General features: G+C 56.5%; 16 protein-coding genes and 1 pseudogene. 4 read left to right on the top strand and 13 right to left on the bottom strand.

Annotated elements, in window-relative coordinates:
- Positions 1-12: 12 nt before the first annotated feature.
- The 5 genes from ACR0KJ_RS08390 to ACR0KJ_RS08370 form a co-directional block, all read right to left on the bottom strand.
- The gene (locus tag ACR0KJ_RS08390) at positions 13-1068 is read right to left on the bottom strand and encodes a D-TA family PLP-dependent enzyme (protein WP_480626418.1); all 1056 of its coding nucleotides are present in this window, start codon (positions 1066-1068) and stop codon (positions 13-15) included.
- Positions 1065-2531, bottom strand: a complete 1467-nt coding sequence (locus ACR0KJ_RS08385) for a M81 family metallopeptidase (protein WP_480626417.1) — start codon at positions 2529-2531, stop codon at positions 1065-1067. Before ACR0KJ_RS08385 ends, ACR0KJ_RS08390 begins: the two co-directional genes overlap by 4 nt.
- A gap of 88 nt (positions 2532-2619) precedes the next feature.
- On the bottom strand, positions 2620-3660 hold the full coding sequence (locus ACR0KJ_RS08380) for a TRAP transporter substrate-binding protein (protein WP_170452967.1): 1041 nt from the start codon (positions 3658-3660) through the stop codon (positions 2620-2622).
- Between the two features lie 36 nt (positions 3661-3696).
- Positions 3697-4980 (bottom strand): TRAP transporter large permease, encoded by a 1284-nt coding sequence (locus tag ACR0KJ_RS08375; protein ID WP_480626416.1) that lies wholly within the window; start codon positions 4978-4980, stop codon positions 3697-3699.
- Entirely contained in the window at positions 4977-5495 is a 519-nt protein-coding gene (locus ACR0KJ_RS08370) for a TRAP transporter small permease (protein ID WP_480626415.1), read from the bottom strand. The genes ACR0KJ_RS08375 and ACR0KJ_RS08370 overlap by 4 nt, the downstream gene beginning before the upstream one ends.
- A gap of 164 nt (positions 5496-5659) precedes the next feature.
- Here ACR0KJ_RS08370 and ACR0KJ_RS08365 point away from each other — a divergent pair, with 164 nt between their 5' ends.
- Positions 5660-6619 (top strand): MurR/RpiR family transcriptional regulator, encoded by a 960-nt coding sequence (locus ACR0KJ_RS08365; RefSeq protein WP_480582850.1) that lies wholly within the window; start codon positions 5660-5662, stop codon positions 6617-6619.
- 349 nt (positions 6620-6968) lie between these two features.
- On the opposite strand, the gene ACR0KJ_RS08360 is transcribed toward ACR0KJ_RS08365, so the two are convergent.
- A complete protein-coding gene (locus tag ACR0KJ_RS08360; protein ID WP_480626414.1) occupies positions 6969-7880 on the bottom strand; it encodes a LysR family transcriptional regulator in 912 nt (303 codons plus the stop codon).
- 169 nt (positions 7881-8049) lie between these two features.
- Between ACR0KJ_RS08360 and ACR0KJ_RS08355 the strand changes: the two genes are divergently transcribed.
- Together ACR0KJ_RS08355 and ACR0KJ_RS08350 are read left to right on the top strand one after the other, a co-directional pair.
- Positions 8050-9717 carry a GMC family oxidoreductase gene (locus ACR0KJ_RS08355; protein ID WP_480626413.1) on the top strand — a complete coding sequence of 556 codons (1668 nt, stop codon included), beginning with the start codon at positions 8050-8052 and terminating at the stop codon, positions 9715-9717.
- Between the two features lie 40 nt (positions 9718-9757).
- Positions 9758-12268, top strand: coding sequence for a CoA transferase (locus ACR0KJ_RS08350; RefSeq protein WP_480626412.1), 2511 nt, complete (start codon positions 9758-9760; stop codon positions 12266-12268).
- A 184-nt stretch (positions 12269-12452) separates the two neighbouring features.
- On the opposite strand, the pseudogene ACR0KJ_RS08345 reads toward ACR0KJ_RS08350, so the two are convergent.
- From ACR0KJ_RS08345 to ACR0KJ_RS08315, 7 genes and pseudogenes are all read right to left on the bottom strand, one after another.
- Positions 12453-12590: pseudogene (locus tag ACR0KJ_RS08345) on the bottom strand (IS5/IS1182 family transposase); the annotation flags it as partial.
- A gap of 395 nt (positions 12591-12985) precedes the next feature.
- Positions 12986-14740, bottom strand: a complete 1755-nt coding sequence (locus ACR0KJ_RS08340; RefSeq protein ID WP_170452953.1) for an amidohydrolase family protein — start codon at positions 14738-14740, stop codon at positions 12986-12988.
- Positions 14741-14856: 116 nt separating this feature from the next.
- On the bottom strand, positions 14857-18000 hold the full coding sequence (locus ACR0KJ_RS08335) for an ATP-binding protein (protein WP_480626411.1): 3144 nt from the start codon (positions 17998-18000) through the stop codon (positions 14857-14859).
- On the bottom strand, positions 17994-19619 hold the full coding sequence (locus ACR0KJ_RS08330; protein WP_170622730.1) for a radical SAM protein: 1626 nt from the start codon (positions 19617-19619) through the stop codon (positions 17994-17996). The genes ACR0KJ_RS08335 and ACR0KJ_RS08330 overlap by 7 nt, the downstream gene beginning before the upstream one ends.
- Positions 19620-19798: 179 nt before the next feature.
- Positions 19799-19936: a hypothetical protein gene (locus ACR0KJ_RS08325; protein ID WP_170452947.1), complete on the bottom strand. Its 138-nt coding sequence runs from the start codon at positions 19934-19936 to the stop codon at positions 19799-19801.
- Positions 19937-20067: 131 nt separating this feature from the next.
- Positions 20068-20952: an amidohydrolase family protein gene (locus ACR0KJ_RS08320; protein WP_170622733.1), complete on the bottom strand. Its 885-nt coding sequence runs from the start codon at positions 20950-20952 to the stop codon at positions 20068-20070.
- Positions 20949-21953: an ester cyclase gene (locus ACR0KJ_RS08315; protein WP_170622734.1), complete on the bottom strand. Its 1005-nt coding sequence runs from the start codon at positions 21951-21953 to the stop codon at positions 20949-20951. Before ACR0KJ_RS08315 ends, ACR0KJ_RS08320 begins: the two co-directional genes overlap by 4 nt.
- A gap of 106 nt (positions 21954-22059) precedes the next feature.
- Between ACR0KJ_RS08315 and ACR0KJ_RS08310 the strand changes: the two genes are divergently transcribed.
- Positions 22060-23106 (top strand): ABC transporter ATP-binding protein, encoded by a 1047-nt coding sequence (locus ACR0KJ_RS08310; protein ID WP_170521510.1) that lies wholly within the window; start codon positions 22060-22062, stop codon positions 23104-23106.
- The last annotated feature ends 54 nt before the right edge of the window (positions 23107-23160 follow it).

The following is a 23160-nucleotide window of genomic DNA, read 5'->3' as shown; positions in this document are numbered from 1 at the left end:
GTCCCCAACGCATCACTGCACTTTCCCCCGTGCGACGACCGGCAAAGGGCCAAGTGCACGGTTGCCGCGAACGGTTTCGACCTGATCCACCATATTGGTGACCACGCAGGCGTGGTTCGGGATGATCCGAAGCCGGTCACCGACCTTGAGGTTGATCTTGTCGGCCTTCAAAACGCCGTGCTCTTCCGACAGGCCCTGAACCAGAATGTCTGGTCGGCCCAAAACATATCCGTGCCCCTCCAACCCCAGCAGATCGGATGTCAGAACTTTGGACCCGGCATCGATCACGGCGCGGTCAGGCGCAGGAACCGAGATCACCGTGGTCAGAACGCTCAGGGCGCATTCATCCCATGTGCAGATACCCCGCGCCTGCAACGAGCGGTCATTGTAGACATAGGTGCCGATCCGGTACTCGGTCGCAATCGGTACATCCTGCGCCTGCCACATGCCCGGAGAGCCGCCGTTCGAGATCACACTGACCGTCAGCCCGGCCTCTTTGATCCGGGTTTTTGCGGTGCTGAGCCAGTCCTGAACCGCACCTTCCTGCCCAACCGGCGGATAGGTCATGAGACCTCGGAACTTCAGGCCGGGCTTGTCCCCGATGTATCGCGCCAGTTCACACGCCTGCGCGGGCGAGGTCACGCCGCAGCGTGCGGCACCCGTGTCGCATTCCACCAGCACGCCCAATGGCTTGGAGGTATCCGCGAAAAACCGCGACAGCCCGTCTACCGTTTCCGTGTTGTCGGCCACAACGGTTAGGCGCGTCTTCTCAGCCAGCGCGCGCAGGCGGGACAGTTTCGTGTCACCGAGGATGTTGTAGGTGATCAGCACGTCGTCAATGCCACCCTCACTAATCATCGCTTCGGCCTCGGTGACCTTCTGGCAGGTGATGCCAATGGCCCCGGCCTGCATTTGCCGATTGGCCAGCAAGGGAAGCTTATGCGTTTTGATATGGGGCCGCACGGCCAGCCCGTATTTCGCGCAATGGGCCTGAAAGCGGTCGATATTGGCCTCGGCGATGTCCAGATCGATCAGAACCGCCGGAGTGTCGATTTCGGGAAAGATCATTCTGCGGCCTCCTTGTGGGGGTCTTCGACAATCGGCCAGATCGCGCGTGTCAGATTTTTGTAGGGCGTCTTGGTCGGATCGTTCGGATAGGGGCCTTCGACGGCGGCATAGATGATTTCACTTGCGACGTCGGAAAACGCGCCGCGGAAATGGTTTGTCGATTTCACCACCAGCACCTTCTTTTGCGAGATGTCGATACCCAGATTGGTGAACAGATCGGGCGAAAATGCCTGACTGCGGTTCGAATTCAGAACCACCTGAATCCCGCCCAGTTGAATGACTGAACAATCGCCCATCGGAACAACGGATGCGCCAAAGCTTTGCACTGCGTTACGCTGGTTGCGCAGGACCTTGACCGTGGCGTCGATTGGGTTGCCCGCTAGAGCGGAGGTTTTGCCGCCAAAGCGCAGGTCAAATTCCGCGCCTTCCCCGGCAGCGTGACACAGGCGTACGGCCATCGGGTCCCAGATCGTGCCAAATGCAATCGAGGTCATATTGCGCGCGATGGCCTGTTCGAGGATCAGGGTTGAATCGCCTGCCACGCCGCCGCCGGGGTTGTCCCAGACATCGGCCACAACAACGGGCCCGCGTGGGGCCTGTGCCGCTTTGGACAAGGCCTCGGCAGGGGTTAGGTAGTCTGGCTTGGTCTGGCCCCGAAAGGAAAACAGCTCTGCCCCCAGATTACGGGCGATGCGATCTGCCTTGGACGGGTCATTGTCGGTCAGCACGATGATCTTGGCCCCCAAATCCGGCGAGTCCCCGGCCATGAAGCCATGAATGACCGAGGCCGACAGAACCTCGCCTTCGGTCTCCATCTGCTTGATCCGGTCCACGAAACTGCGCATGGGTTCCTGACTGGTCGGCAGGACATCCAGCATCCGGACATCGTAAACCGAAATGACGGGCCGGATATCGCTCTTGATCGCGCGCAGGGTCAGGTCGACGCAGGTTTCGCCCGCTTCGACAAAATCGGTGTGGGGAAATTCCTTGAACACGGTGATGACATCCGCATTGTCGACCCGTTTCCGGCTGAGATGGCTGTGCGGGTCGAAACTGGCTCCGATGACCGTATCCGGCCCGACAATATCCCGAATGGCTTCGATCAGCACACCTTCGCAATCCAGACACCCTTCGGCGATCATCGCGCCATGCAGCCCCAGAACGACCCCGTCCAAGGGCAGCGCGGCTTTGACCTGATCCAGCACTTCCTGCTTTAGCCGCTGCCATGTTTCCTTGTTCAGCAAACCGCCGGGCTCGGCCCAGCTGGCGGTGCCTTCGATCAGCTCCAGCCCACCGGATTGCGCCCGTTTCCGCAATGCCGGGAACACGGCACTGCACAGGGTTGGCGTCTCGGGGTGTTGGCCGGGTGGTGCGTAAAAGCTCTGCTCAAAATCCGAGAAATCCGTGCGCAGGGGAGAAAACGTATTTGTTTCGGTCGCAACGGACGCACAAAAGACGCGCATGTTCATTCCAATTCGCTGGTGAGGTCGGAGGCCGTATCGCGGCCCCCGACATAAGGTGCTGCCGGTTGTCTCCGGCAGTCTGGGAGGATCAGTCGAGATACGAGGCGCTGTTGGCGCCATCGACCGCAGCCTTGAAGCTGGTCAGCAGTTCATTGGCCTTGTCGTCGAGATTTTCCTGAACATGCGCCTCGAACGCGGGCTGCGTTGCTGCGGCCATCGCGGCGCGCTGTTCGTCATTCAGCGCGGTCACCTGAATCTGGTCCATCAGCCCCGCAAGCCCGCGGTCCGACGCTTCGATGATGCGCGACAGGCCACGGCTGGCGGTGACGCAGTTTTCGGCGGCGGTGCGGATCGTGGCCTGTTCAGCCTCGGACAGGCTTTCAAAGAACGCGCGGTTGATCATGAAAGTATAGGGCGAGAACAGGTGGTTGGTCAGTGTCAGGTATTGCTGCACCTCGGCGAAGTTGGCGAAAGAGATGATCGGAACCGGGTTCATTTGTCCGTCGATCACGCCGGTCTGAAGCCCGGAATAGACCTCGCCCCAGGACAGCGGATAAGCCTCGGCCCCCAGCGCCTGCACGATCTTCTGGTGTGACGGCAGGGTCATGGTGCGGATACGGATGCCGTCGAAATCCTTCAGGTCCGCGATCGGCCGTTGCGAGTTGGTGACGGCAAAGAAACCTCCGGTATCCGGGAAACCCAGCACGACAACATCGCCCAGTTCGGCCTCGATATCGGCGGCCAGAGCTTCGCCGAATTCGCCATCGAACACCTCATAAGTCGCGGCATTGCCGTTGAAGGCAAACGGCAGGTTCAGCACATCGATGCGCGGGTAGTAACTGGCCAACGCACCGGTCGAGGTCAGCGTCGCCTGAATGATCCCGTCGCGCACCTGCTGCACATGCTCGGCTGCCGATCCCAGCTGGTTCGACCCAAACACCTCAACCGACACGCTGCCATTGGTGCCCGAGGTCACGAGGTTCGAAAACACCGCCGTACAGGCATGTGCCGGGTTTTCAAACGGGTCGGTCTTGTTGTCATGGCCGAACTTGATGACACCACCTTCGGCCAGCGCCGTGCTGGCCATCATGGTCGCTGTCATCGCGACGGTTGTGAGCAGTTTCTTCATGTTACTTCTCCTGTTGGTTTGGTTTTGATGAGTTCGTCACTGGGCAAAGCCCAACATCCGGGGCAGCCACAGGGCCGCGTCTTCCCAGAAGGCAAAGACAAAGAGGATGCCAATTTCCGCGATCAGAAACGGGAAGAGTTTCAGCGATATCCGTTCCAGCCGTTCACCCGTGACCGAGGACAACACGAACAGGCAGGCCCCCACAGGTGGCGTCATCAGCGAGATATTCAGGGCCAGCACGAAAATGATCCCGGCATGGATCGGCTCGAGCCCGACCTGCTGTGTCAGCGGCACCAGAACCGGGGCGAGGATGATCAGGATCGCGGTGATATCCATCACCATGCCGACGATCAGCAACAGCCCGATGATGATGGCGATGACGGCATACCGGTTGTCGGACAGGCCCAGAACGGTTTCGGCGATCAGTTGCGGGATGCGCTCAAAGCTCAACCACCAGCCCAGAATGCCCGCGAAGGCGATAATGACAAAGATCACACCGGTGATACGCGCCGTGCGCACCAGCATCCGGTAGAAGCCTTTGAACGTCAGCGTCCGGTAAACAAAGATACCGATGAACAGCGCGTAGGCGACGGCGATCGAGGCAGCTTCGGTTGGAGTAACAATACCGCCCAATATGCCGCCCAGAATGATCACCGGCATCGCCAGAGCGGTCAGCGAAGATACGAACGTCTCCCAGACCTCGCGCGGGGTGGCACCGCGCAGGGCTTTGGGCAGGTTCTCGCGCTTGCCGCCAATGGCGATAACTGCCATGCACACAAGGCAGATGACCAGACCCGGCAAGACCCCGGCAGCGAATAGACCGGCAATCGACACACCCATAAGCGAGCCATAGACCACCATCAGCCCCGAGGGCGGAATGGTCGGGCCGATGATCGACCCCGCTGCCGTGACGGCGCAGGCATAGTCGCGCCTGTAGCCCTCTTTCACCATGGCAGGCACCAGCGTCCGGCCAAAGGCCGCCGCATCCGCCGTGGCCGAACCTGTCAGACCCGCGAAGAACACCGATGCCAGCATGTTCGTATGGGCCAGCCCGCCGCGAAACCGACCCACTAGAACCTGCGCCAGCTTCACAAGGCGGCTGGTGATCCCGATGTCGTTCATGATCTCGCCCGCCAGAATGAAAAAGGGCATGGCGAGAAAGGGAAAGATGTTGAGCCCGTTGAAGACCTTGCTGGGCCCGATGGCCAGAAACTGGGTGCCGCCCATGTCGATCAGGCCCACGACCCCGGCCAGGCCAATGGCGAACCCGATGGGCATTCCAAACAGGATTAGGGCGACAAATGTGACGGCGACGATCACGACATATCCTCCACCTCATGGGGAAAAGGTGGTTCGTCGATCTGAGTGCCCAGATCCCGAAACAGGACCAGCACCAGTTGCACCGCCGACAGGGCCGCTGACGCAGGAATGGCTGCATAGAACGGGGCAAGGCTTGCGCCGAAGATCATGGCCTGCCTCGGCGCTCCGCTTTGGGCAAAGCTGATGCCGAACCAGGCGACATACAGGAACAGGGCCAGCGCCAGAATGTCCATCACGATCAGAAGGACACGCCGAACCGGGCGCGGCAGCACCATGACAAACGCCGTAAGCCCGATGTGATCGCGCCGCGCAATCCCCGAGGACACCGCCAGCAGCGCCGCCCAGATCATCAGGTACCGCGCCAACACCTCGGGCCACGGCAATTGCCAGTGAAAGTAATAGCGGTCGATGACACCCAGCCAGACATCCAGAACCAGGGCCAGCATCAGCGCTGCAACGATCCCCTCGATGACAGAGTTTATCCGCGCGCTTGCGTAGGTAAACCAGTTGGACATTCGCATCCCTCCCAAGATCGCGAATCTGTAACTGAGTTTCAGTTTGCGTGGGAATCGACGCCAAATCAACGAGAAAATGTTACTTAGTTACGAATAATCGGCGTATCCGCCCTGATCTTCCGGCATTTCTTGTTTGCTCACAAGAAATTGTGTAACTAAGTTTCATGAAAATGCAGAAAGGCCAAACCGTGCCGAACGACGACCAACTCTCCGGCCAGAACGAATTCCCGCCCCACAAAGGGCGCTCGGGCGCTGTGGATCTGATTTCGGCCCTGCACAGCGGTCAGATCAAGCTGGCCGTTCAGGAACAGAAGGTCGCGGACTATGTCAAAGAGCACCTGAACGACATCAGCGCCATGGCGATTGGCGATCTGGCCGAGCAATGCGCGGTCAGCAAGCCAACGGTCGTCCGGTTCTGCCGCAGCCTTGGCTGCGAGGGGTTCAGGGATTTCAAGCTGCGTCTGGCGCAGAACATCGCCGTCAGCGCGCAATACCTGTTTGGCAACCCCGGTAACGCAGGATCGGACGCGGATACCGCCATCGATCAGGTGCTTGGCGCCATGTTCACAACCATGGAGACCATGCGCCGTCAGGTCGATACAAACGCATTGGAAGCGGCCCGAGATGCCTGTCTGGACAAGCGCCAGATCCTGTTTTCCGGAATTGGCGGCGGTTCGTCCTTCGTCGCGCAGGAAGCGTCCAACCGGTTTTTCCGGCTGGGTATCCCGTCCTTTTTCACCAATGACAGCTATGTTCTGCAAATGCGCGCCGCGTCTCTGCGGGCCGAGGATGTGCTTTTTCTGGTCTCAGCCAGCGGCGAAGCGGACGCAATCGTCGCCGCCGCCGAGGTCGCCAACGGTTATGGGGCAACAACGATCTGCATCACCCGGCCAAATACGCGACTGGCCAATGCCTCAAAAATCGCCCTGCTGACCGACCTGCCGGAAGACAGCGACATCTACAAACCAACCGCGTCCCGATACGCCCATCTTGCCATCGTCGATGCACTGGCAATGACCGTGGCGCAAGAGATGACGGACGAGACCAAAGAGAACCTGCGGCGGATCCGGGCATCCCTCACCGCCTATCATGGGCGGACAGGCCCGCAGCCGCTGGGCGACTGACCCAGCGTGTAACAGTACCACGTTCTTCTGTTTGTGGTTAAGGCGCTGACTTCCCTTTCGAGCGACCCTAATAAACTGCGCCTTGTCCTAAGCTGCGCCTGCTTGCCACACCACCATTCTAGAATAGCGCTGCCTCGCCCCTCCCCACGTTCGCTACGCGGTAGCCTACCGAGAACAGGTGGCTTCGCCGTCTGAACAGAAAGTCAGCCTATGTACTGGATATGGGAAGTGAGGCGAAATTGGCGAGGTGTTGCCTTTTTTGCGACTAAAAGGTCTTTCATCTGATCAGGGCGGTTCGATAACCGCCACAGCTTCAACGTCAGTCATTGTGCCGCTTCTGAAAACCAGTTCACCAGGACCGGTGCAGCAGGTCGAATGTCTCAGCTATCATCGGGCTATCCTTGTGCCGTTCCAACGCCACGAAACACAGGCAAGCAGGAACTGAGACCGAATTGCAGACAGCAAGTCCGAAGGATTGTTTTTGATGGAGCGCGATGGAGTCGCGGCAGAGGCTCAGGCCAATGCCGGATCTTACCATTTCAAGCATCGAAGCTTCTTGATCCACCAAGGCGACCACGTTCGGGCGGCTGTCCTGACTTTCGAATACTTTGGCCAGAAGGCGATGGTGGACAGAGGCTTCGGGGGTGCCAATCCAAGGCAGGGCTGCAAGCGAAGACCAGTCGGAGCTTTCCACCTGCTTCTGCCAACCAGCAGGCCCGATCACGCGATAGGTGAAATCGGCCAGCTTTAGGGCGTGCACCGGATCGCCTCCGTCCGACCCGATGCTGGAAAGGTCATCGGGCCCACACAGGTAGAACCCGGCATCGACCCGACCCCGTCTAAGCCATGTCAGGATGTCTCCGCTGACCCCATGTACCAGTTCGGTTTCGATGCCCGGATGCTCGGCGCGCAGATGTGCCAACAGACGGCCCAACCGAATGAACTCCGGGTCGACGATCGTGCCGATTGTCAGTTTTCCACTCAGGCGACCGACGCGCTGGCGGGCGCTGCGGTGGAAGTCACTGACTGCATCGAGGACTTTTTGCGCCTTCGCTAACACCGCTGCCCCGTCATGGGTAATCTGCAACCCGGTTGGCGTTCGGTTAAACAGCGTAAGCCCCGTTTCTTCACCAAGACGCTTGATCTGATGGCTGATGGCCGGTTGGGTCAGGTTCAACACCTCGGCTGCGCGTGAAACGCTGCCTTCACGGGCCACCGTCACAAAGGCCAGAATGGTGTTAATATTCGAAAACCGGTCCATATAAAATTTACTAATATGGCATTGTGCGAATTGTCATTAGCTTTTTCTGTAAGCGCGCTTCAGAGATCATCAAAACCGGCTTGCCTGAGGTCAGCACGAACCAAGACGGTTCATCGCTCCGCCCGCGGCACAGTTGGCAACGAAACGACAGAACAGGTGGAAGACGAACATGTCTGACGGCGCAAACAGGTTCGACTATATCGTGATTGGTGGCGGATCGGCCGGGTGCCTGATGGCCAACAGGCTAAGTGCTAACCCGAAGAACCGGGTATTGCTGCTTGAGGCGGGCAAGCCCGATACCTATCCGTGGATACACATCCCGGTTGGCTATCTCTACTGCATTGGCAACCCGCGCGCAGACTGGATGTACAAGACCCAGCCAGCCAAAGGTTTGAACGGACGTAGCCTGCTTTATCCGCGCGGCAAGACGCTCGGCGGGTGCTCGTCGATCAACGGGATGATCTATATGCGGGGTCAGGCCCGCGACTATGACAATTGGGCCAAGCTTACCGGTGAAGATGCCTGGAGTTGGGAAAACTCGCTGGCCGACTTTAAGGCTCATGAGAACCACTACAAGCTGGACGATGGCGCCGACCCGCACACCGGCGACAACAGCCGGTTTTCCGACCTGCATGGACATGGCGGTGAATGGCGGGTCGAAAAACAGCGTCTGCGCTGGGATGTTCTGGACAGTTTTGCCGATGCTGCGGTCGAAAACGGCATTCCAAAGACCGATGATTTCAACGCAGGCGACAATGCCGGGGTGGGCTATTTCGACGTCAACCAGCGCGCGGGGTGGCGATGGAATACCTCCAAGGCGTTTCTGCGCCCCGCCAAGTCGCGTCAGAACCTGAAAATATGGACCGAGGCGCAGGTCGAGAAGCTGACCTTTGAAAAAGGCGAAGACGGTCGATTGCATTGCACCGGAGCGGTCGTTCACCACAAAGGGCAAACCATTGCGGTCGCGACCTCAAAAGAGGTGGTCCTGTCGGCAGGTGCCGTGAACTCACCGCAGATCCTGCAACTGTCGGGGATTGGTCCGGCGGCCCTTTTGAAAGAGCATGGGATAGATGTGGTGATGGATGCGCCCTATGTGGGCGAAAACCTGCAGGATCACCTGCAAATCCGTGCGGTTTACAAGGTCAAGGGCACCAAGACGCTGAACACCTTGGCCAATTCCCTTGTAGGTAAGGCCAAGATCGGTCTGGAATATGTGCTGAAACGCTCGGGCCCGATGAGCATGTCGCCCAGCCAGTTGGGTGCTTTCACCAGATCGGATCCGGCACGCCCGCACGCCAACCTCGAATACCACGTCCAACCGCTGAGCCTTGAGGCGTTTGGTGAAGACCTGCATGATTTCCCCGCTATCACCGTCAGTGTTTGCAACCTGAACCCGACCAGCCGTGGGCATGTCCGCATCGCGTCTTCGGATTTCCGTCAGCCGCCCCAGATCACGCCCAATTATCTGGACACAGACGAAGATCGGAAAGTGGCCGCCCAAAGCCTGCGGCAGGTGCGCGAAATCATGGCTCAGCCCGCTATGGAAGCTTACGAGCCAGAAGAATTCAAACCGGGCATCCAATATCAAACCGATGAGGAACTGGCCCGGTTGGCAGGCGACATTGCCAGCACGATCTTTCACCCAGTTGGTACGATCAAGATGGGCCGCGAGGACGATGAAACCGCCGTTCTCGATCCGCATCTGCGCATGAAGGGCGTGGCCGGCCTGCGCGTGGTCGATGCCTCTGTCATGCCAGAGATCACAAGTGGCAACACCAACTCACCCACGATCATGATCGCAGAAAAGGCCGCTGGCTGGATGCTGGCGGGCCAATAAGACCTGTCGATATGCGAATTAAGAGTTTCCGGGAGGAACCATGCGCAATTCGTTTTCCAATCTTCCGCTAACCGGCGTGAAGGTCGTCGATTTCGGTCAGTACATCGCGGGCCCTGCTGTTGCGATGTTGCTGGGCGATCTGGGCGCAACCGTGGTTCATATCGACCCACCTGACGGCCCGATGTGGGACAGCCCGGCTAATGCTGCTCTGAACCGAAACAAGGTGATCGTAAATCTGGACCTCAAGACACCAGAGGGGTTGGACAGGGCCAAGACGCTCTGCGCCGAGGCCGATATCATCGTCGAGAACTTCCGCCCCGGGAAACTGGCCGCGCTTGGAATAGACTTTGCGGCAATGCGTGACGAAAGGCCCGAGCTGATCACGATCTCAATCCCCGGTTTTGCCTCGAACGACGAAGAACGGCGCGAGTTGCGTGCCTATGAAAGCATCGTCGCGGCAAGTTCGGGCGTGTTTACTGACATGGGGCTGAAGCGGGTTCTGATGGGCCTGAACCCGTCATTTTCTCCGCTGCCGCTTGCCTCGGCTTACGCCTCGCAGATCGCGGCATCTGCCACGGTATTGGCATTGCAGTCCCGTCAGGTGACTGGCCTTGGCGACCAGATCGAAGTTCCCTTGGCAGCCGCCGTGATGGAGGGGCTCTGTTACAACTCGATCAAGGTTGAAAACATGCCCGAGCGCTATCTGACCCAGCGCGAGGTCGAGATTGAACGCCGGCGCATCGAAGGCCTGCCGATGAATGTTACATATGAAGATCTGCAGGAGTTGCTGGACCCGTTCTTCCGAAGCTACATGTGCAAGGACGGGCGCATGTTCTATGTGGTCTGCCCCAGCCATAAGAACCACGCCCGCCGCTGTCTGGAAGTGCTCGGCATTTATGACGAGTTGGTCGCGGACGGGCTGACGTCAGAAGAAGACACCTACAAACCATGGTCGGAATGGGAACACGACACCTCGCTGGGTGTCTATCCGATGCCGAAGTTCTGGGCCGACAAGATCGCCGCGCGGATGAAAGAGGTCTTCATGACCCGCACATCGCACGAGTGGAAGAAAATGTTCGGCCGTGGGCTGATCCCCGGCGCGCCGCAGCGCTGGCTGCAGGAATGGATTCACGACGAATATGCCGAGACCTCGGGGCTGATGATCGACGTTCACGACCCGATCTACGGGGACATGACGCAACCTGGCCCGGTGGTTTGGATGGAAGAAAGCGGTGAAGAGGCATTGCAGCCCGAGCCCCGCCGATGGGTCGACTTCGACGAAGCGCTGAAACTATTGCAGAAACACCGCACCGAGATCCCAGCCCCTTCTGACACAGCCGCCAGGGAAGGCTGGCTGTCCGGCGTGCGTGTTCTGGACCTGTGCAATGTGATCGCGGGCCCGCATTCGGCCAGCTATCTGGCACGCTTCGGGGCCGAGGTGATCAAGCTCGACCCATCGGTGCCGATGTATGACAGTTGGAACACCGTCATCTATGGCATGTCGCAGATGCGCGGCAAACGCTCTGTTCTGGCCGATATCACCTCACATCACGGACGCCGGGTATTCGAAGACCTTGTGAAGTCTGTCGATGTCATCGTTTGGAACGCACCCGACAATCAGATCAGGAAAATGGGTCTTGATGCTGACAGCCTGCGCAAGCTCAACCCGGATGCGCTGTTCTGCAAGCTCGATTGTTTCAGCGGTGTCCGCCGGGGCACGCGGACCGATTACATCGGCTATGACGATCTGGTTCAGGCGACAACCGGCATCATGCTGCGCTTTGGTGGTGCCATGGACCGACCAGAGGAGCACGCCCATGTGGGCACGATCGACGTTATGTGCGGATTTGGTGGCGCGCTTGGCGTAGCGGCAGCCCTTTATCAAAAATACCGCTTCGGTCGGATTGGGCGCGGGCGCACCTCGCTCAGTTCCAATAGCGGCCTTTTGCAGATCCCCTTTGCTTTTGATTACAAGGGCCGTGGGCTATTTGACGAGCCATCAGGCCCCGAGGCAAATGGCTATGATGCATTGACCCGGTTCTATAGCACCGCATCAGGTCGCTACGTCCTGCTCAGCGCCTACGAAGCCGACCTACCGAGGTTCCGCAAAGTCGAAGGCTTGGAGGATTTGCCTGATCTGCCAGAAGAAGACCGCGCCGCCTATCTGGCGACGGCTTTCCAATCCCTGCCTGCGTCGGATTGGGTGGAAAAGCTGCGCGCCGCCGATATCGGCGTGGCAATCTGCGAAAACCTTGACGCCTTGCGGGCGAGGAATTCACGCGTGGCGGATGGCACACCGGGCACCGAAAACGGCAGCTACTCTTTCTCGATTTATCCCGATCACCCCAGCGGGCATGAAGTCACACAGCTTGATCCCTACGCGGTGCGCCCAACCCGTGCAAAGGTTTTTGCCGTCGAGCCATCCGAGAAGTTCGGTACTTCAACCCGCACGATCCTCGGTGAAATTGGCTATTCGAGCGAGGCCATCGAAGTGATGATCAAATCCCGCGATGTCGCCGAGTCTTGGAGTGAGGAATACCTGCCGAGCTAGGTGAATACCCGGGTCGATTGTCGCTGGGAGTAGAGGCAAGTCCATTTTGCAATTGGTGGCCTATTTCGGACCCTAGGCTTGCACTCCAAATGCCGCGTTTGCAGTCCGTATTGCCGCCGTTCGCTGTATCTTTCCTTTCCTATCGGCGGAAATTGGTCCGGAGTGCAGCCTTTACCGCCATCAGGGTGACACCGACCTGTCGGGATTCCTGCCGCAGGCTTGAAGCCGTGCGATGTGCCTTCAGATAGGTTGCATCGATCATGATAGCCTTGTGATCGGAAAGCTCGGCGGTCAGCCCTTCCATGATCCGGGCAAACACACCCTGTTTTCAGCGGCGCTCTGACCAATGGCGTTTGCCACTTACTTTCAACGCTCACAGCGGTCGTGAAGTGTATGTGGCGGGCGGAGCGTCCGACCATCTCCTGCCGTTGCGACTGAAGAAGATAACCCCCGCACCATGTGCCTTTCATCCATGCATGGCTTGCCATGACCCTTGGGAAGTATAGACTCAATCTAGCCATCTGCTCGTCGGTCAACCAAAGCAAGTTGCTCATCTCGCCTCCTGAAGTTCAGAGTTTTGATAATCTCGGCGCGTCGAGGGCAACCAAATCAATGGGTCCAGATCCCAGCGAACTGGCAAAACGCCGCGACGAAAACACTGTGGAAACAGGCTTGACCAATCATTTTCGACATCGACAAAGATCCACGGCTGGACAGTCAAGTTTTAGTTGACTGACTAAAGCTCGATATTCGCTCGAAGCTCAGGCCATGTCGCGCATAGTATTCACGCAGGCGTTCGTAGGCTTTCCTGCCTGGGCGCAAACCCAAAAAATCCAACGCATTTTTCTGGAAGAAACGGTGCTTTTGCGCTTCGTCAAATCCGGCGGCATCAAGTAATGCGTTCATTCTGTCCGGATACCGCGCGTAGCGTGGCGTTCGGCTTAGAGCAGCGAAGTCACTGCCATACATTAACCGGTTACAGTCTTCGTCATAGTCATCGACGAAATCGCGTAAACCTCTGGCATATTTACTTAAGTTGTTCTTCCAAAGCAGGATGTCCCCTAAATCAGAGATATCGGCATAAACAGCTCGATCAGGAAGATTCATTGTCTTCCCAAACTCATGTGTCCATTTTGGAAGCTCCCCTTTTTTATTCGGCTTAAGTCCAACATTGTGCGCAAGACAAATTCGAAGTTTCGAAAACTCATGCTTTTTGAGTACTGGCCGCCAGTATTTTGGATTAGCCCGTTTGCCCAGCCCATCGGCCGGAGCCTGACTGTTCCATGCATGGGTCAAGATTGGTACGTCATTTTCGTCATTGACGCACCACCTGTAGAGCTCCTCGAGCGATTTATCTAACTCTTTGTGAAACTGTCGAAATTCTTTGATCGCGCGGCACGGGTATAGATCAAATTTACCGTTTTCCAATGGCTTGAACCCCATTGCCGGATAAATCTTCACGCCGACAAAACCGAGACAATCAATAGCCCATTGCACCATGCCCAACGCAGAAAGCTGCTGCGCGCTTTCCCGAGTGTGATTATCCCCTTTCGAATGTTCTGAGCGTCCTTTTTGTCTATCCCGTGCCTGACGCCAAGGATCAAAAGGGACCATACAGTGAAACGGCGTGTCAAATCGCTTTTGCTGCAACTTATCCATAAGAATAAGCTGATCGATCAGTTTTGAACGCTGGTCGTCACGCACATCGCCCCTGTAGGTGTTTCTGCGCACAGGTAGATTGCACTCCTGTCCTGGCTCCCCAGCCAGCCAGGCCTTCATGTCGATAAGCGCCGGAGTGAACAATCCTACACGTGCTTCGCCACCATAGATCCGGTTCATTTCTTTTATCAGAAACGACCGGTTTTGGCGCATGTGTCGCACAAACACTAAAGGTGCAAAGAGAACGGAACGGCTTCGCATCGCGCGGCGCGCAGCTGTCCTCGAGTTATACTCGGAACCGTCAGGCGTCAGTTTGAGATCCTTGACGATCATATCGCGCAAGGGTTGGGCGTCGACGCCATATAACTGCGATGCCACGGTTGGTCGGTTGAGAAAGAAATCCAATGTTTTTGCCAAATCATCTTCAAACTCCTCGTCCGACTTAGCCCTTGCTGTTGCCTCTAACCCTTCATCGCTGAGCAATTCTAGCTCTTCTCTGGCAGTGGTGGCCTTTCCAAAAATGAGGTTTACGTAGAAAGCCACCAATGGGTCATAAATCTTTTTCTTCACCCCTACGGGGTGCCCGAATTCTTCATCGTGACCTAGCAGCACATAGTAGACGAAACCCCAAGCCGGCATGTCGGACGCGTTCCAAACATGGCAGTGGGGGTCGATTGCTCGAATCGGCAGTTGCCTAGTGGAAGCGCGTGGCGGCCAGACCGTGCAACCGCTGAGCAAAAGTTGCGCTGCGACGCCCTTCATGAACAGCCTGCGACCGGTCCCTGGTGAGAGTTTCTTGGTTTGGTCGGCCATCTTTTACTCCGGTCTTGTCCCGCCGGGAGTTTTTGGCCCCTCGGCACCGTTGTCCTGCTGGTTGCAGCAAGAAGGAATGCTGCTTTGTTGGCCCTTGCTCCAAATTCGAGGGATGATCAGCTCGACAGGCCCTCGATAATCGCGCGCGCCATTTCGGCTTCCTTGCTGTCAGCGGCTGGGTCCAACCCCTCTACCGCTTGCAAAAGCGCCTGGGCGGCTTCACGAGGCCGCCCGGTTGCGCCCAAGAATTCCGCGAACGACAGGGCGCCGCGTAACTCATGTGACTTGAACCCTTGTTCGCGGGCTTGCTCTATGCATGAACAATACAAGGCCTCAATGGCAGCCGGATCAGCAGCCCGCCCTGCGGCGAGCAGATCGGCTTTGGCTCGAATGACCTCTGGTTGGGCCCAAAGTTCTCCTCCGGTTTCGACTGCCTCTTCGGCGCTCTGCAAGGCCGTTAGCGCCTCATCCTGCCTTCCCAGCATCGCATACGCTTTCGCAAGGAAAACCAGCTTGAACGGCTCAGCGAAGTTGTCCCCGGTCTCGGCATGTATCGCCAAACCTCTTTCCAAGCGGTTGACTGCTTCTGCAGCATACCCTTGCATGATCCCGACAATGCCTAGGCATTCGTCAGCGAGCACCTCCCAGAATGGCATGTTGCGCTCTTTTGCAAAGTCAAAGATCGTTTCCGAGATCGTTTCAGCTTCGTCGAACTGCGCGGTGTTCAGCTTTACAAAATGCGCGAATGACAACGCATAGCCCAGCGTGTGCGCATGGTTCAATTCCTTCGCTTCAACTAACGCACGCTCGATCAGCCTGCTGGCTTCACCACCGCGGCACTCGGCGCAACAGACCAGCGCCAGGCTGCACAGTGCCATCACACGTACATCGGTGCCATAGAAGTAGACGAGATCACGATGCCGTTCAGTTTGGTATTGATGCAAGGCCGCTTCCAGGTGCTCGCGCGCTTCGGCGGGGCGGCCTGACAAGAAGAGTGAGAACCCGCTTAGGCGCAGCCCTACGAGAATTGCGTCGTCGTGCGACTCGCGCCGGGCCCGCGACAGAAACTCTTGGGCCAGCGACAGTGCGGAATAGACATCTCCGGCAGTTTGCCGTGAAACCCAACGCGCGTATAGCAGCGGAAACAAACGCTGTGTGTCGTTAAGTTTGTGGCACAGTTCAAGCGCGCGATCACTTGCGGTTTCAACCTCGCTCGCAACAAAACCCTTGGTTGCGAACAATGGTCCTAGCAACGCGGTTTGCGCCGCCAACTCCAACTGATCCCGTTCTTGCCCTTCAGGCAGTTTTTCTGCTTCTTCCAGCGCATGACGAAGGTTTGCGATTGCCTCCAGATTGGATGATCCATTCAACGAAAGCTGCGCCGCCTGCAGCCAGTAGGTCGCCGCGATCTTGGCAAGCCCCGCCCGGGACGCGTGTTGTGCAAGTACAAGCGGCGAACAGGAACTGCGGTCGGAAGGCATCTTTCTGAGAAAGTCCAGCGCAACCTTGTGCAATTCCCGTCGCCGCGGTTTCGGAAGGGACAGATAGGCCACATCTCGCACCAACGCATGTTTGAAGCGATAATCAGAGGACGGGTCTCGAATAACCCTGAAGATCAGTCCCGCCGCAAGCAAGGATTCCAGTGCCTGGTCGATTTCAAGTTCATCCCATCCGAGTATTGCACTCAGACCCGCCCTGTCGAAACTGCGGCCAAAAACGGCGGCAACTTGCGCAAGCTCCTTTTCCGGACCCAGCTTGTCCAATCGGGCCATCAAAGAATCCCGCAGTGTCGCGGGAACACGGAATCCGCTGGTACCTGAATCGTAATGACTTTCCTTGTCGGCGGCATCGAGAAATACGCGAGTGACCTCTTCAATAAACAATGGATTTCCATCGGCCCGAGCGACAATCGCGTCAACCGCGTCGGTTACCAAAGTTTCTTCATCAGCCACTTGCAGGCATAATCTTCTGCTATCATCGCGAGAAAGCGGGTCCAACGCGACTTCAACTGCGAGGGTTCCGGCTAGCATAGCGATCGGTTCACGCGAACTTATTGCTATCATAATTTGCCGTGATGAAATCTCCGCGATCAAACGGCCGAACAGTTCCATCGTTGAAGGATCGACCCAGTGCGCGTCTTCGAGAATGACAAGCAACGGCTTCTGTTCCGCAAGTGACAGAATAAACTGGATCAGATCAGAAACCAGCTTTTGGCGAAGCTCCCAGGAATCTCTCGTTTCGCTCGTTTGCTTGGGTTCTTTGGTTAAGAACTGCGATAGGGAATTCGCGAGATCTGAGCCATCGAATTCTGCCTCACTTAGTAATTCGTGTAGTTGAGCAGGGGTGTTGTGGGTCGCGTCCGGCATGTTCAATGCCGATAGCCGCGCTATACCATCGAAGATGGGAAAGAACCCCTCATTCTTATGTTCTGCTGAGCCATAAAGAGATAGAATATTGGCATTACCCTGAGCTGAAAGCTTTTTGCGCAGCACCCTGATCAGGCGGGATTTTCCTATCCCACCTTCCCCTATCAGGACAATACAGCGACCCTGACCTTCGGTCGTACTCTTCCACGTCTCCTCGAGAATTCTTAGCTCGCTTGTACGATTCACAAGAGGGCTGACAACTTTATGAAGCCGGATGGAGAGCTTGTTGGGCACATCGCGGCTGGAAACGACGCGGAACAGCTCTATCGGAACAGAAACACCCTTAAGCTCGACCGACCCCATCGTTTCAAGGTCAAAATAACCAGAGATCAGTGGTTGGGTATTTGCGCTGATAACAATCGAATTGGGTTCTGCCATTCCTTGGACGCGATAGGCTACGTTGGGAACGTCGCCAACGATCTCTGCAGCCTCCGGCCCTTCGTCAGCCCCCGTATCGTTCGCAAACATTATTCCGGTGTGAATACCGATACGTATCTGCAGCTGTTTGTCGAGCGCGAGAGAGAACCGTTCGTTGAGTTTTGATATGCGTTGCACAATCTCCAGCCCGGTCGAAATTGCAAATCGAGGGGCATCCTCGTGAGCGGTTGGGTAACCGAAGTAAACAAGAACACCGTCCCCGGAAAAGCCGCCGATTTTCCCGTTCGCCGCCCGGGCCGCATTCATACATTCCTCGCGAAACCCTTCTAGAATGCTGTGCAAGTCCTCGGGGTCGATATGTTGTGACAACTGGGTGGAATCAACGAGATCACAAAACAAAGCTGTAATCTGACGTCTTTCGCCGCCTGACGATTGCGAGTTTTGACCCTTCAGCATGAATGCGCCTCCATCAAGTGCATCTCGTCGGTTTCCAATACATCTTTGGGCGCAGCATCCATCAGCCAACTTGCCAGTTGTCCGTCGTTGCCGGTTATCATAATTGGCTCGAAATACTTTCTTCGATCCGCCTCGGTAATGCCGTCCGGTATATTGGCATATTGAGGATCCAGACGATCTTGGCCGGCAATGAAACTGCGCTCTGCCACATCTGAATATCGAGAGGCAAAAGACATCATGCGCAGGTTGGAACGTACAGCAATAAACCAAAAATATGGATTAAGACTGCGAGTCCGGAAAAGCCGGTACAGTGTTGATGAAACAACATTTGCCCAGCCAAACAGACGTCCGGGGCTCTCAAGCAGTTCTCGAGCGAAAACCGTAATTTCATCATGGGAGCTAATCGTGTTGTTTACCACGATAGTCTCGCAATCCAGATCTCGCAGACGGACATTGGGCATAAGGCGCCTCTCGCGGGCGCACTTCCAAAAAAATCCGGTTCCGAGTAAGGGCGTCACAAAACTGCAATAACAGGGTAGCGGAAAATCGCGCCTATCGCCAATGTGGCGCAATTGTCGGCGCATTGTCTCGACAGATGTTGTCTCAGGGTCAAAGAGATACCCGTATCCGACACACAAACCCTGCTTTTCGGCATAAATAACGTCGTCGATGACATTCGATCTGCGTGACAGGTTTTGCTTTTTTCTGTGGCTCTTCAGAAAATTCTCATCAAGCGACTCAATTCCAACAAAGACGTATTTGCATTTTGATTGAACAAGAAGATTGATCAAATCCCGGTCCCGCAAAGCATCTTGCGTGAGCATTGCGCCCCACGCTTTGACTTTTGGGTTGCGGGCAAGAAGGTTGACTACTGCCTTCATGTGGGCGCGGTTGTCGATAAAGTTGTTGTCGATGAACCAGATAATTGGGTATTTGGCGCGAGCGCTGCCCGACGGGCTTTTTTTGATTGCGTCGTCGATCGTTGCGGCCACCCGCTCCAATTTGTATTTAGCGTGCAGGGCATTTTCTGCCGGAAGAACACAGAAATCACAACGAAAGCTGCATCCACGTGACGCCTCGATTAAATGAAGCGGCAGGTCGATTCCATTCTCTGAAAGCAAACCGTGATCAATCTCATAATCTCGAATCTGATGCGACGACGAATAATAGATCTCATTCGTTTCGCCGATTTCGTAGTCGGTTAGAAAATCCCGGAACGCTTCCACCCCGCCTGCACAGACGGTGTCAAAAAATTGACTGGCGAATCTTGGAAACAGCGTGCACAAACTACCCCCGGCGACCACCTTTGCACCGGCGCTTCGAAAGGAATATGCAAGTTGCCGCATGCGGTCAAAATCCGTTTGGAGTCCGGTCAGAACGCAGATATCCACACCAGTAGTCTCGGCGCAATTGTATGGGCCATGCCAATCTTCCAAATGAATTTTCAGATTATATTTTTTCCGATCAATCAATGATCCCAAGTGAAGCGCGCTCATTGATTGTAAGAAATCGCGCGATCCTCTTTCAGATCGATCCTGAAGAAGGCGCGCACAAATTATGATGATATTGGTTTCAGGATACCCACTCTCAGAGCTAGGCTCTTTGGAATTCAATTTCATTGAAATACCTCGACCCGTTAATGGATAAAGTTTAAGCTAATAGACACTCTTGAGTCACTAATTCATTGATTTCCGGGTAACGTGTTGTTTGGAAATTAAAAAAATAGCGACAACGTTGGGGTATCGGCTTGTCCGGCTTGGGGCGAATAGCCGTAGGTGACCGGCACGATACTGCACGATCAAAGCTCGAAAGTGATCTGTATTTTCGAAGCCTTGAAGACCTGAGTGTAACACAGAATCTCGCGCGCCCAGCTGTAGTCGAGCGCAAAGGATCGCCCTCGATTGACAGGGTCGGACACTGCTGGATTCTGTTGCATTTTGCAGCATCCAGTAGTTTGGGTGCTGAGCCTAGTCGTTGGGATTGACCTGAACAGACTTGAAATATGTCCGCCGCAAAGCCTGCTGGCTCTGACCTGCTTCCAGATCTTCAACGCACCCGCTAACCGCTCTAAGAAGTACCAAATCGATAAAACCGTTCCGCGGTTTCGCGAAATACTGCTGACTTGGCCTGATCTGGGATCAGATCGCGGAAGGCTTTCATCAGTGTTGCATAGTCACTGTAAAGGCTGTCGACCGGAAAGTTCGACCCGAACATCACTCGGTTCATTCCGAACTGCGCGAGGCAAATATCAATGATCGGACGAATGCTCTGGACTGACCAACTGTGATCAAACATGCCCAGACCGGACAACTTGCATGTTATGTGGGGCAGCTCTGACAATGCCCGCAGATCATCAGCCCATTGGTCCAAACCGTCAGCGCTCCGGTCATGAGGGGAGCCCGCGTGGCATAGCGCTATCTGCGTGTCCGGGGCTTGCGCAAGGATGTGGGCGGTTTTTGCGTAAAGCTCGGGGATGAGTTGCAAATCAAAGCTCAGCCCGCGGCGCCCTGCCTCCTGCAATCCTACGAGAAAGCGGGGGTCGTCCAACAGGGCATTAGTGCCGGTCCGGGCATCCTCGCCCGGTGCACGCCCGACGATCTGGCGCACGCCGCGCACTGTGTTTAGGTGTTGGAACGCGTCGAGTTGGTCGGGCAGATCCGGTGCGGTGAGATCACAGAAAACGACCTGCGCCATTGGCCAATCGGGATTGGCATCGGCAACAGATTGAACCCAGCGGGCCTCGGCCAGGCCGTCTTCAGCGCCGACCTGAATGTGAACCGAGGCGCGAATGCCGTTGGCTTTTGCGTCGGACCGGAATTCATCCAGTAAGTAGTTTCTTTGAATTGGCGTCGGATCCCCGAAAAAGCGCTTTACCCCGCGGGCCATCAGCCAGGGGTAGTGAACCGCCCCGAGATCCCAAAGATGGTGATGGGCGTCGATCCATCCGGTCATGTGCGCGGCACCTCTTGCATGCGTTCAAGAATATCGATGCCTTGCTGCTTCCAGAAATGCAGCAGATCGATGAAGATCCAGTTTTCGGCCAGCTTGTCCCCGGCGCGGCGGTAGATGTCGATGACGCGGAACTCACCCGCCTTGTCTGTGGCGGGCATGCCCATGAAACCGCCGGTGGGCCGTGCGGTGAAATTGGGCCATCCGAAGAACCCCCCGTAATGCCCCTCGGCCATGCGGCAGATATGTTTGGTCTTTGACCGGTCCGTGAACCCGGCCCGGAATGGCCCGGCATGCTGCTTGGCATATCGCTTGATCGTGTAGGTCGCGCCGATGCCGGTCGGTCCCCACCACAGCATGTCTTCGTGCCATGTGCGCCGCAGTTCATCCTCAAGGCTCAGACCGCTGTTCCATTGGCCGAGATCTGCGATCATCGCGTTGATTGCGGCAAGGGTCTTTTGCCCTTCTTCAGGAGGCTGCGGTTCGAAAATCAACCCGTCATGGGTCATGGGGCCGGGCTGAACAAGCTGCGCTGCCGTTTGCGGTGGAAAGGGCCGCAAACCAGCTTGCAGCATCAGATGCGGTATGTCGAAATACATGGCTGTCTCGGTGATCTGCCCGTTTTCGACCCTGTTGAATTCGCAATACCGCAGAAACGCCAGTTTGCCGGTCGGTGGGATGCCCAGCCAGGGCGCGTCGAACAACCCCATCAAATGCCCCATCGAGACAACCCAGACCGATGAGAATTCATCAATCTCGTTGGCCCCGGCCATAAAGATATCCTGCCGTCTTTGCAGGTTTTTAAGGGCGGCCTTCAAAGGGGTCCAGAAGGTGCGCGCGACCTCTGCTGCGTTGTGAATTTCGTCGAAGGGATGAAAGCCTCGCCATATGCGATTCGAGCCGTAGAACTCGGCCAAAACGCTGCTTTCAGTCCCCGGTTCGGCAGTGTCCAGCTTGGCGTAGAAGTTTCTTATGACTTGTTTTTCCGCCGAAAAATCTGGCATGTGAAGGCGCTCCCTGCATACGATTGCAAAAAAATCTTGCCAAAATGCCGCAGTTAAGTCTACCGTAATTGCAAGCGTATGCAAAAAAATCTGACGGGAGGGGCTGATGGCCGAGATTCAATTGCGGAATGTTGGCAAGCGATGGGGTTCGTTTGTCGGCGTCGACAATTTCGATCTGACCATAGCTGACAAGGAATTCCTTGTATTGTTGGGGCCCTCGGGCTGCGGCAAGACCACGACCATGCGGATGATCGCAGGTTTGGAAGATGCCAGCGAAGGCGACATTCTGGTCGACGGGGTGCGCGTCAACGATATGGAGCCCAAGGACCGCGACGTAGCGATGGTGTTCCAGTCCTACGCGCTCTACCCGAATATGAACGTCTACGAAAACATCCGATTTCCGCTGAAAGTACGCGGCATTGACCCGTCGACCCATGACGACAAGGTGCGCCGCGCGTCGGCTATGGTTGAACTGGATGACTTTCTGCATCGTAAACCGGCGGAACTGTCCGGTGGTCAGCGTCAGCGCGTCGCCCTCGCGCGCGCAATCGTGCGCGAGCCGAATGTATTCCTGATGGACGAGCCGCTGTCGAACCTCGACGCCAAGCTGCGGGTTTCCACGCGCGCTCAGATCAAGAACCTGAGCCACGAGCTTGCCGTGACAACAATATACGTAACGCATGACCAGATCGAGGCGATGACGCTTGCTGATCGTGTGGTCGTTATGAAGAAGGGCGTCGTGCAGCAAGTGGGCAGCCCGACCGAGATTTACGACACGCCTGCCAACACATTTGTCGCCAGCTTCATCGGCAACCCGGCGATGAACCTGATGGAAGGCGAGGTTCGCGACGGAGTTTTTGTCACGAAGAACGTGGAGATTCCCGGCGTGCAAGCGCCCGAGGGCCCGCTGACACTGGGGTTCCGCGCAGAAGATGCCACGCTTGCGGAAAACGGGCAGGGGCAAATCAATGCTCCGATCTATACCCAAGAGCTGCTGGGCGACGCGACGATGATCTCGGTTCGCGTTGGTGGCGCGCTGGTTTCCGTGAAGGCCGACAAGAATTTCCGGGCTGAAATTGACGACATGGTGTCGATCTCGGTGCCGGTCGAGATTTGCCATCTGTTTGACGGCCAAACCGGCGAACGGATCTGAAAGTAGCCCCGTAAATCACCGGGGATCAGCCTCGGGACCAGAACTTTGTGCGTG

The organism is Ruegeria sp. AD6, assembly GCF_056542325.1.
Note: the sequence above shows the minus strand (reverse complement) of the source record. Positions and strands in the feature narration are given on the sequence as shown.